Here is a 10,120-nt window from a genome sequence, read left to right as displayed (position 1 = left end):
GCTTCGGGTGGTGGATTCGACGACCGTCACGGTCGGGAAAAACCGCCTGCCATGGGCGCCGTATCACGGCGAACGCGCCGGAGTGAAGCTGCACGTCGCGTATTCGCCGGAATCCTCGTTGCCGGCAGACGTGGTGGAAACCATCGGACTGCGTCATGATGGCCCGGTGGGAGAACAGTTGACGAACGCTCAACAAGTGCTGGTGGAAGACCGGGCGTATTTCAAAATCGAACGCCTCGATCGATTTGTGGAGCAGCATCAGCTCTTTGTCATTCGGATGAAGGACAACATCGAACTTCATCAGAAAAAAAGCTTGAAACGCCTTTCCAGCACATCCTCATCGGTTCAAGCCGACTTCACGTGCCAGTTGGGGACGAAACAATGCCGCTCCACCAAGCGTCACCGGGTGGTGATCTTTCGAGATGCGAATGGCCGCGACATTCGGGTCGTGACGAACCTCTTCCATGCGTCTGCGGAAACCATTGCCGACATGTACCAACAACGTTGGACTGTTGAGGTCTTTTTCCGTTGGGTGAAGCAATATCTGAATGTCCCGACCTTGTTTGGCACGACGGAAAATGCGGTATACAACCAACTGTTTGCGGCGTTCATCGCGTATGTGTTGCTGCGATGGCTGTATGATCAAACCAAAAAACAGACGAACGTCTCTCTTTCCTTCATTTCGTTCGTTCGCCGTTTTTTCTCTGGGCAGCTTCCTCTCGATTGGAAATCCGGGATGGCCGCTGCTTTGTTTGAGTATACCCAAATTTATGGAAGGCGTATGTCTAATTTTGGCTCGTGTCGCTACATATTCTGGCCAAAAAACCCCTAATCTTTGAAGACTAGGGGCTATGGTAAATAACTTAGTCCATTTTTTGTTTTCCACATAAAGTATTTTTCGAACAGCCGCTTACCAATGTCATATAATGGATTCGGCAATAGCATCGCAAATTTTCTTGGTTTTAATAATGAGTTCGTGACAATAAGTACTTCTTTTTTTCCAGCATCCATAATGCAAAGTCCTGGGATTTTTCCCATTGGTTTTTCTTTTAATACCTTTTCACCCCGAATTAACCGAACTATATTTTCAGCCGCTGTTTTTGCCGACTCGTCAGCAGGATAGCCTGTTTTCGGCATACCTAATGGTACTTTTGTATGAAAAGAAACTGGGTAATCTGCCGCAATACCTACCGCGAAAATAGTTGGATATACTTTATGTTGGTATGTGTCATGAACTGGAATAAATCCACGTTGGTTTCCTAATCCAGGAGAATTACGCACTACTTTCGCCCCATAAAAAGCAGGCATGATCATTGAAAACTTATAAGGTAGGTGTCTTCCATCATCTAAAATGACTTCATCTCCTGTCACCTTTTTAATCGCTGCATTTGTAATATAGCGAATATTCAACATTTTCATAAATACTTTAAGCATCGCCTCTCCACCAGCAATTCCTTCAATGCCAAAATGCCCTAAGAACGGCTCTGGTGTAACCCATGTAATATCAACTTGATCACGAATCCCCGCTGCCCGACATTGTTGCTCAAAATTAAACAAAAATTCATATGCCGCTCCAGAACATCCCGCTATAGGAGCTGCACCAATGACGACAGGACCAGGATTTTTCACAAATTCTTCCCATCTTTTTCTCGTTTCCATTGCTCCTTTTGGGTGACAAATACACGAAACGTTGCTATTTTCTCCTAACCCTTCTACCTCATCGAATGCTAAATCCGGACCTGTAGCCATGACAAGATAGTCATATGAATACGTTCCTTTGGTTGTTTCTACTTTTTGTTTTTCCGGATCTACCTTTAACGCTTCTGCATGAATAAACTTCACATTTGCTTTAGATAGTATCGGCTCAACCGGCAATGTAATATCTTTTATTTCCCTCTCCGAAAACGGAACCCAAATTAGTGAAGGAATAAAAACAAAAACAGGTGATTTCGAAATGACGGTTACTTGATGACCACTTCCCAACTTCCTCTTCAACTCAAGCGCCGCAGTTAATCCGGCAAAGTTTCCCCCAACAACAATAATATTTGCCATTTTCAACCACCTTCCTTTTTTGAAATACTTTCTACACTTTCATTGTACTACCATAAAACATATACAGGTATATGTATAAAAATAGTTCAAATAATTTTTACATTTTTTCCTCAATTTATTCACAAAAAAGTAACAATGATGTAACATGTCTCGTTTTTCGTCCTATTTTGAAAACAATTACTAATAATAAAACATCTCCCTCATTTATCGGTGAGGGAGATGTGAGAGATATAATTCAATGATTTTTTCTCATTTCATTTGCTAAAAATTCAACGTCTGTTCCGACGACTACTTGCAAATCCGATTGATTGAGGCGAACAACACCTTTTGCGCCTAAACGTTTTAATTGCACTTCATTTATAAATCTTTGTTGCATCAAGCGGAAATGCAGGGAGAATAGTTGATTTTTTCTTAATTGCTTCTTTTTTGCTGCGGCTTGTATCACAGCCTGCGCTCCTATCAATTCAACGACACACAAAATAAAAATTAAAAAGATCCCCATTGCTTCTCCCTCATGACTTTGACACAAGCATTAGGTATGAAACGTGTTTCGCTGCAAGCTCTTTAATGAAACTTTTTGGCGATACGTCGAATGAAGACAAGGGAAGCGATGGCAATGAAAGCAAGAATCGTTTCTACAATCCAAACATTTGAAATGACTTTCACTTGATATAATGCAGGGACAACATCAATTAGAGCATGAATGCCGACTGCATAGACAACATAACGAAATTGCCCCTTCCGAACCCCATACAACACTAGAAGAGAAAGCGCAACATGGATCGCGATCGCAAATGTTCGCTCGATACCACCTAATACATACATCCAATCAGGCTGATTTAACATGTTTTTGAGCATCTCCACTTGTGTAGCAGGAAGAGAGGAAGCAATTTGCTCAAACTGGCCTGTTTGAACGAAATGAGAAATGACCATCATATTCACGGCGCTAAAAGCACCTAGGAGCATCGCTTCTATTCCTCCATGCCCTACACCAAATGATAATCCATCCCCGTATGCCCGATTGTTTTTTAACATAAAACGAAACCCGACATACCTTCCTATCTCTTCAAACACTCCAGCTGCTAAAGCCCCGTAAGCGACAAACGCCCAAACGCTACTCGTTCCTTTTAACGATGTGCCACTCGGATCTATTACAAGCATATGCATAACTTTCTCTAACACTTGTGAAAATAAAACAAAAACAAGCAAGCCAACACCGAACGCTTTCCATGAGAGCCATCCTTTTTTTCGTCCATATAGGATAAGCGCTAAAGGAACAAATAAAGAAATAAGTAATTGAATAGACATCCCAAACAAATCGATTTCCCCCTTTATTTACGAGAAAATATATACGACTGGATAAACAAATACATCGTGCCGACCAATACGATGATCACAAGAAAAGTAAAGCGCCATACACTTGTTGCAAATACCGTAAGCATAATCAATACACCCATCATAACAAACACTTTTCCACCGACACGATGCGTTTTTTGCCAAACTTCTTCATCTTCTAGCGTCCAAGGGGTACGAATGCCGAAAAAATAGTTCGATTTAATTTTTGGCATATAATTTCCAAGCACAACGAACAATACTCCAACTCCAATCGGCACAACGACATCGACTTGTACATGAAACCCGATATTGTATGCGAGTGTTACTACATGTAGACCGAACAAAAAGATGACAAATACATGCAAAAAAATGCGATATACTTTTTCAAATTTCTCGTAGTTTTCTTTCCGTGGATCAAGCTTCGGCAAGAAGATGACGAGAGCGACAATTCCTGATAAAAAGATCGGAAATAATAATGCGCCCCACCATTTGTTCGTAAAGCCGTCAGCTTCCCCAGCAACATTCCAATGAATCGCCACTTCATCGGGCAAAAAAGGGATCGCTAATAAGCTCAATACATAGCTACATGCAATGAGAATAATAATAAATAAGTACTTTTTCATGATTCATCACCTTCTTTTTGTAATATGTCATAAAACCAGCTCATTAAATCTTGGAATACCGTTGTATTTAACGAATAATAAATATGTTGCCCAACGCGCCGATCTTCCACTAAATCGGCTTGTTTTAATATTTTTAAATGATGAGACACACTCGGCTTTTGCATATCAAAATGTTCAGCAATTTCCCCTGCCGTTAAATCTCCCTTTTTTAATAAGGAAAGAATTTTTCTTCGGTTTGGATCAGCAATCGCTTTAAACGCTTCGTTAAACGACATCTTTTTCACCTACCTTCTTTTAGATATTTAGACAAATTTCTAAATATCAATCAAAAAAAATAGATATTTAGATAAACTTCTAATTACATCATATCCCATTTTTATACGTAAGTCAATAAAACAATAAAACAAAGGAAACCTTCATTCCTCCTTTTGCTCTATTACATGAATCACAACATATATTGTAAAAATATGTAACATTCCTTTATTCATCATCGTTGAACATTACATGTCAGTTTTTCGGCAAAAGTTTGAAAAGTTTCTTAGTGACCGTGGACAAAGATTAGGCATATTATGACATCGCAGACATGTTGCGTGAACGAGGAGATGTATTATGTATTATTACATGTTTCCACAATATCCATATTCGGAAATAACCGGTCATTACATGACAAAGCAACCACTATACCCTCATTTAAAGAAAGAGACACTATATGTTATTCAGCCATTTGTTGAATACGGTCTTCAAGAGGCAAAGACAACATCATTCGCACATGCTCTACAAGAAATTGCCGCCATGACATATTTAATGGGCAAAGGGTTTCCGCCTCAAATGGCTTATGCCATCGTTGAATCGTGGGAAATGAATGAAACTCTTTCATAAGTCAAAAGAGAAGAAGCCGATTCAGCTTCTTCTCCCCTTTCTCTATTCCTTCAACTTCACCGCTGTACCTGTCGCAATGCACATCATCATGCCATCGCGCAACGTTTCAAAATCAAGATCGACGCCAATTACTGCATTCGCTCCCATATTGCGCGCTTTTTTCATCATCTCTTGCACCGCCATTTCCCGTCCTTCAGCTAACTTGTTCTCGTACGTTCCACTTCGCCCACCGATAATGTCTGTAATGCTTGCTAAAAAATCGCGCACGACGTTCGCCCCTAAAATCACTTCACCAGACACTAAACCGAGATATTGTTCAATTTGTTTTCCTTCGATGCTGTTTGTTGTTGTAACGATCATGTAAATGACTCCTTTCTATAAATAAAATTTGCCCCTTTATTATATTCTCGATCGTTTCAAATCATCCTTTTTTTACAAACAAATCGGCTCCCAAACAGGAAGCCGATTTGTTTAGTCATGAAAGTTTGTTCCATCTGTCGTTTCTTTCACAATGCCCGCACGAATAACGAAGTCGCCAAAACGTTCGCCAGGGAGTCGTTCTTTCGCATACCGAAAAAGGAGCGTACGAAGTTCAGATAAAATCTCTTTTTCCCCGATATTTTCCCGATACAATTTACCGAGACGGCTGCCATCAAATGCAGCCCCGAGATACATATTATATTTCCCGACGGATTTACCGATCAATGCAATTTCTCCAAGCACATGGCGAGCACATCCGTTCGGACAGCCGGTCATGCGAATCGTTATTTCCTCGTCACGAAGCCCGTTTTCCTCGACAATTTCTTCAATTTTATCAATGAGTGTCGGCAAATATCTCTCCGCTTCTGCCATCGCCAATCCGCACGTTGGCAAAGCCACACAGGCTAACGAATTGCGGCGAAGGGCACTATAATGTTTCCCATCTGTTAATTTGTAGTGTTGAATGAGCGCATCAATTTCTTCTTTTTTCTCGCTTGGCACATTGGCGATGACTAAGTTTTGGTTAGCGGTGAGACGGAAATCGCCCGTATGCACTTTTGCAATTTCTCGCAAGCCTGTCATCAATGGATAATCATCTGTATCTTTCACCCGTCCGCCCTCGACAAACAACGTAAAATGCCACGTATCGTTTACACCTTCGACCCAACCGTAGCGGTCGCCATTATGCTCGAAATAATAAGGACGGGCTTCTTCTAAATTCCATCCAAGTCGACGCTCTAGTTCTGTTTTCACTGCATCCAAACCAAGCCGATCGATCGTATATTTAAAGCGAGCATGTTTACGTACGGAGCGATTGCCGTAATCACGCTGAATCGTAACGACTTTTTCCGCCACATCAATCACTTGTTCTGGTTTACAAAAACCGATCACTTTTGCGAGCTGCGGATATGTCGTGCGATCGCCGTGCGTCATTCCCATGCCACCACCGATCGCTACATTAAACCCTACAAGTTTTCCGTTTTCCATGATGGCAATAAAACCAAGGTCTTGCGAAAATACATCGATATCGTTTGACGGTGGAACAGCGATACCAATTTTAAATTTTCGTGGCAAGTAAAGCGGCCCATAAATCGGTTCTTGTTCTACTTCTGGTGTTCCAGCGACTTTTTCTTCATCTAACCAAATTTCGTAATACGCCCTTGTTTGTGGCAATAAATAATCACTTAATCTTTTCGCCCATTCATACACTTCTGCGTGCACTTCCGATTGGTAAGGATTCGGATTGCACATGACGTTTCGATTGACGTCACCGCATGCCGCTAACGTCGTAAGCAGTGCATCGTTAATGGCTTGGAGCGTTTTTTTCATGTTCCACTTCAATACGCCGTGAAACTGAAATGCTTGTCGTGTCGTAAGTTTCAACGTCCCGTTCGCATACTTCCTCGCCAATTCGTCCATCGCGAGCCACTGCTCTGGTGTTGCTACGCCACCTGGGGTACGGACGCGAATCATAAATTGATACGCTGGCTCTAATTTTTGTTTTTGCCGCTCCGACCGCAAGTCCCGATCATCTTGCAAATAGCTGCCATGGAATTTCATCAATCGATTATCATCTTCTGGAATTCCGGCAGTAATGCGATTTTCCATCGTTTCTTTCAACGTTCCGCGCAAATAGTTGCTTTCTCGTTTAATGCGCTCAACGTCGCTTGGTGGTCCGTCCGGCGGTGTTAATACAAACTTTTCCACAATCATCCCCCCTAATATATGTCACGTTGGTAACGTTTTTGTTTTTGCATCTCAGCTATATACGCTTCTGCTTGTTCGCTTGTCATGTTTCCTTCTTTCGCAATAATATGGATAAGCGTCTCATGAACGTCGCGTGCCATGCGTTGTTTGTCGCCACAAACATAAACAGCTGCCCCTTCTTCTAACCATCGAAACAGTTCTTTGCTCTGTTCAATCATTCGGTGTTGCACGTATACTTTTTCTTTCGTATCGCGTGAAAAGGCAACATCCATCTTCGTCAACACACCGTTTTTTAGCCACGTTTGCCATTCCGTTTGATAAAGGAAATCGGTCACGAAATGTTGATCGCCAAAGAACAGCCACGATTTCCCTTTCGCACCAATCGCCTCGCGCTCTTGCATAAAAGCTCGGAACGGCGCCACTCCCGTACCCGGTCCAATCATAATGATTGGCGTATGTGTATGTTCCGGGAGCTTAAAATTCGGATTTTGATGAACGAACACAGGAAGTTTATCTCCAATGTGTAAACGTTCGGCACAAAACGTTGAGCACACTCCTTTCCGTAAGCGCCCATGTGCTTCGTAACGAACCGCGCCAACGGTGATATGCACTTCATCCGGATAAGCGAGCAAGCTACTTGCGATTGAATAAAAGCGCGGTTGCAACTTTCGTAATGAAGAGACGAATTGCTGTGGTGTCATCTCCCACGAATCGAAGTCACAAAGAACATCGAGCACATCGCGTCCTTTCATATATTCTTTTCTTTTCGCTTCTTGCTCAGAAGAAAGAAAGGAATGAAATTCATCATTTTTCGAAAACTCCGCTAGTTTTTGCAACAGTTGCTCGGTTAATACGGTCACTTCAAGAAACTGTAACGCCTCTCGTAACGGCTCTTCCTTTTCTTCAATAGAAACGAGTATGTCTGGATTCCATTTCATTTTTTGAATCATGGCGTCGACAAGTTCTGGATCGTTTTTTGGAAAAACACCGAGCGCATCGCCTGGTTCAAACACAAACCCAGAACCTTCTAGAGATAATTCAATATGTCGCGTTTCTTTGTTTGAGCCGCGTCCATTTAAATTGATATTTTCTAGTACTTCCGCTTGAAACGGATGTTTTCGTGAATAAATGGTCGTTGGCTTCGCTTGTGCAGATGAAGTTGTTGCTACGGAAACGGCTCCTTGCTTATCTAACTCGGCGAGCACCCCCTCTAGCCATTTCACTGCTTTTTCTTCATAATCGACGTCACAATCGACGCGTTCGTATAACCGCTTCCCGCCTAGCTCTTCTAGCCGTTTATCAAAATCTTTTCCCGTTTTACAAAAATGTTCATACGACGTATCGCCAAGCGCCAACACAGAGAAACGAAGGTGATCGAGTTTTGGTGCGCGCTTGCTATGAAGAAATTCGTAAAATGACAAGGCGTTATCTGGCGGTTCACCTTCTCCGTATGTGCTAACGACAATGAGCAATGTATTCATTTTTTTCAACTCGTTCGGCTTAAAATCAAGCATCGAGGAAACGGTGACATGAAACCCGCGATGTTTAAGCGTTTCCCCTACTTTTTCCGCTAGTTTTTGCGCGTTTCCTGTTTGCGACCCGTAAAGAACGGTCACTTCCTTCGTTACAGATGATTCTTGTTGAAGCGCTCCGACCGACTCGGTTGCAGCTAAATACCCGCTTAGCCAAAGTTTTTGTGCTGAATTTAATGTTGGCCAAAGCCGATTGAGGAGCTCGACTTGTTCTTCATTAAATGGACTGTTTGTGACTTGAAATGGCAACATGTTTCACCTCTCATTTTTCTACTATTCCTATAAATAAAGTATGTTTTATTTGACTTTACCGTAAAAAATAAAATTAGTAAAATAAATATAAATTATCAGAACTATTTATTTTTTTTATAACTAAGGAGCGAAGGATATGTACGAACAATTAAAAACATTTATCACATTAGCGGAGGTGAAAAATTTCACAAAAACAGCAGAAATTCTTCATTTATCTCAACCGAGTGTAAGCTTGCACATTAAAAATTTAGAAAAAGAATTTCAAACAAAACTATTTATTCGTTCACCAAAAGAGCTACAAATGACGCCAACGGGAGAATTGCTTTATGATCGAGCAAAAAAAATGATCACGTTATACGAACAAACGAAACAAGATATTTTGGAACATCACGACTGTGTGAAAGGAACATTAAAAATTGGGGCTAGTTTTACGATCGGGGAATATGTGCTACCTACCTTTTTATGCGCCTTACAAAACGATTATCCAGAATTACAATTGGAAGTGATCATCGGCAATACAAAAGAAATTGTAGAGCTCGTTCGTACGTATCAAACACATATCGGTTTAATTGAAGGTCAAACAAATGAAAAAGAGCTTGTGGTGTACCCATTTATGCAAGATGAGCTAGTCATCGTTGCGTCTAACGATCATCCTCTCGCTCACAAACAGGAAGTATCGATAAACGATTTACAAAACCAACTATGGATTACACGCGAATTAGGATCTGGAACACGTGAATATTTTAACCATTTTATTCGTTCAAATGGACTAAAAGTAAAATCGCTGATAATTATTAGCAGCAATCAAGGAATAAAAGAAACGTTAATGCACGGAAACGGTTTAGCCCTCCTTTCACGTCATGTCATTGAACAGGAGTTGAATCATAAAAACCTATCGATTGTTTACGTCAAACATTCTCCTTTTTATCGAACATTTTCTTATCTTTACTCACCGACAATGAAAAACAACAAACTTGTACACTTACTAATTGATTTACTCCAACAAAAAAGGATGTGACAAACAAGTTGCTTTGTCACATCCCCATTGCTTAATGCTCCTCTAGCTGTGAAATCGGAACGCGCTGTTGTTTTTCTGGGTTGTTTAAAAAATGAATCGTTGCCATTTCCGTTTGTACATCGATATGTTCAATATACACGGCTTTTCCGTTATACGTTACATTTTTCATATCGGGTGACTGAGCAATTTGTTGCGCACGTGTGATGTTCATTCGCTTCCCTCCTCTCGAACGATTATTATCA

At 41.2% G+C, this 10,120-nt stretch carries 12 protein-coding genes; 3 read left to right on the top strand and 9 right to left on the bottom strand.

Features of this window, described 5'->3' with window-relative positions; all coding sequences use genetic code 11:
• A partial coding sequence (locus LH47_RS10025) for an IS4 family transposase (RefSeq protein ID WP_043967081.1) occupies positions 1 to 832 on the top strand: 832 nt, incomplete at its 5' end.
• Between the two features lie 17 nt (positions 833 to 849).
• Here the strand turns inward: LH47_RS10025 and LH47_RS10020 are convergent.
• From LH47_RS10020 to LH47_RS10000, 5 genes are all read right to left on the bottom strand, one after another.
• Complete coding sequence (locus LH47_RS10020) at positions 850 to 2,052, bottom strand: NAD(P)/FAD-dependent oxidoreductase (protein ID WP_043967072.1); 1,203 nt, start codon at positions 2,050 to 2,052, stop codon at positions 850 to 852.
• A gap of 235 nt (positions 2,053 to 2,287) precedes the next feature.
• On the bottom strand, positions 2,288 to 2,554 hold the full coding sequence (locus LH47_RS16470; RefSeq protein WP_043967070.1) for a hypothetical protein: 267 nt from the start codon (positions 2,552 to 2,554) through the stop codon (positions 2,288 to 2,290).
• 62 nt (positions 2,555 to 2,616) lie between these two features.
• Positions 2,617 to 3,387: a YhfC family intramembrane metalloprotease gene (locus tag LH47_RS10010; protein ID WP_084221312.1), complete on the bottom strand. Its 771-nt coding sequence runs from the start codon at positions 3,385 to 3,387 to the stop codon at positions 2,617 to 2,619.
• The gene (locus LH47_RS10005; RefSeq protein WP_043967068.1) at positions 3,384 to 4,010 is read right to left on the bottom strand and encodes an SdpI family protein; all 627 of its coding nucleotides are present in this window, start codon (positions 4,008 to 4,010) and stop codon (positions 3,384 to 3,386) included. The genes LH47_RS10010 and LH47_RS10005 overlap by 4 nt, the downstream gene beginning before the upstream one ends.
• Positions 4,007 to 4,285, bottom strand: a complete 279-nt coding sequence (locus tag LH47_RS10000) for an autorepressor SdpR family transcription factor (RefSeq protein ID WP_003397448.1) — start codon at positions 4,283 to 4,285, stop codon at positions 4,007 to 4,009. The genes LH47_RS10005 and LH47_RS10000 overlap by 4 nt, the downstream gene beginning before the upstream one ends.
• Positions 4,286 to 4,619: 334 nt before the next feature.
• Here LH47_RS10000 and LH47_RS09995 point away from each other — a divergent pair, with 334 nt between their 5' ends.
• Positions 4,620 to 4,889: a hypothetical protein gene (locus LH47_RS09995; RefSeq protein WP_043967066.1), complete on the top strand. Its 270-nt coding sequence runs from the start codon at positions 4,620 to 4,622 to the stop codon at positions 4,887 to 4,889.
• 42 nt (positions 4,890 to 4,931) lie between these two features.
• Here LH47_RS09995 and LH47_RS09990 read toward each other — a convergent pair whose 3' ends face one another.
• The 3 genes from LH47_RS09990 to LH47_RS09980 all read right to left on the bottom strand — a co-directional run bounded on the left by LH47_RS09990 (position 4,932) and on the right by LH47_RS09980 (position 8,860).
• The gene (locus LH47_RS09990; protein WP_043967065.1) at positions 4,932 to 5,249 is read right to left on the bottom strand and encodes a YbjQ family protein; all 318 of its coding nucleotides are present in this window, start codon (positions 5,247 to 5,249) and stop codon (positions 4,932 to 4,934) included.
• 111 nt (positions 5,250 to 5,360) lie between these two features.
• Positions 5,361 to 7,082: an assimilatory sulfite reductase (NADPH) hemoprotein subunit gene (cysI, locus tag LH47_RS09985; protein ID WP_043967062.1), complete on the bottom strand. Its 1,722-nt coding sequence runs from the start codon at positions 7,080 to 7,082 to the stop codon at positions 5,361 to 5,363.
• Positions 7,083 to 7,087: 5 nt separating this feature from the next.
• The gene (locus tag LH47_RS09980) at positions 7,088 to 8,860 is read right to left on the bottom strand and encodes an assimilatory sulfite reductase (NADPH) flavoprotein subunit (protein ID WP_043967060.1); all 1,773 of its coding nucleotides are present in this window, start codon (positions 8,858 to 8,860) and stop codon (positions 7,088 to 7,090) included.
• Positions 8,861 to 8,996: 136 nt separating this feature from the next.
• Between LH47_RS09980 and LH47_RS09975 the strand changes: the two genes are divergently transcribed.
• The gene (locus tag LH47_RS09975) at positions 8,997 to 9,878 is read left to right on the top strand and encodes a LysR family transcriptional regulator (RefSeq protein WP_009360919.1); all 882 of its coding nucleotides are present in this window, start codon (positions 8,997 to 8,999) and stop codon (positions 9,876 to 9,878) included.
• A 31-nt stretch (positions 9,879 to 9,909) separates the two neighbouring features.
• Here LH47_RS09975 and LH47_RS09970 read toward each other — a convergent pair whose 3' ends face one another.
• Positions 9,910 to 10,089 carry an H-type small acid-soluble spore protein gene (locus LH47_RS09970; RefSeq protein ID WP_043967058.1) on the bottom strand — a complete coding sequence of 60 codons (180 nt, stop codon included), beginning with the start codon at positions 10,087 to 10,089 and terminating at the stop codon, positions 9,910 to 9,912.
• Positions 10,090 to 10,120: the final 31 nt, after the last annotated feature.

The sequence above is a fragment of the Anoxybacillus thermarum genome (assembly GCF_000836725.1).
GTDB lineage: Bacteria > Bacillota > Bacilli > Bacillales > Anoxybacillaceae > Anoxybacillus > Anoxybacillus thermarum.
This window is presented reverse-complemented; position numbering and strand designations above follow the sequence as displayed.

Bases quoted from the DNA above. Each gene is read 5' to 3' on its own strand.
- LH47_RS10020 (WP_043967072.1), bottom strand. From the start codon at position 2,052: ATGGCAAATATTATTGTTGTTGGGGGAAACTTTGCCGGATTAACTGCG.
- LH47_RS16470 (WP_043967070.1), bottom strand. From the start codon at position 2,554: ATGGGGATCTTTTTAATTTTTATTTTGTGTGTCGTTGAATTGATAGGA.
- LH47_RS10005 (WP_043967068.1), bottom strand. From the start codon at position 4,010: ATGAAAAAGTACTTATTTATTATTATTCTCATTGCATGTAGCTATGTA.
- LH47_RS10000 (WP_003397448.1), bottom strand. From the start codon at position 4,285: ATGTCGTTTAACGAAGCGTTTAAAGCGATTGCTGATCCAAACCGAAGA.
- LH47_RS09995 (WP_043967066.1), top strand. From the start codon at position 4,620: ATGTATTATTACATGTTTCCACAATATCCATATTCGGAAATAACCGGT.
- LH47_RS09990 (WP_043967065.1), bottom strand. From the start codon at position 5,249: ATGATCGTTACAACAACAAACAGCATCGAAGGAAAACAAATTGAACAA.
- cysI (WP_043967062.1), bottom strand. From the start codon at position 7,082: ATGATTGTGGAAAAGTTTGTATTAACACCGCCGGACGGACCACCAAGC.
- LH47_RS09980 (WP_043967060.1), bottom strand. From the start codon at position 8,860: ATGTTGCCATTTCAAGTCACAAACAGTCCATTTAATGAAGAACAAGTC.
- LH47_RS09975 (WP_009360919.1), top strand. From the start codon at position 8,997: ATGTACGAACAATTAAAAACATTTATCACATTAGCGGAGGTGAAAAAT.
- LH47_RS09970 (WP_043967058.1), bottom strand. From the start codon at position 10,089: ATGAACATCACACGTGCGCAACAAATTGCTCAGTCACCCGATATGAAA.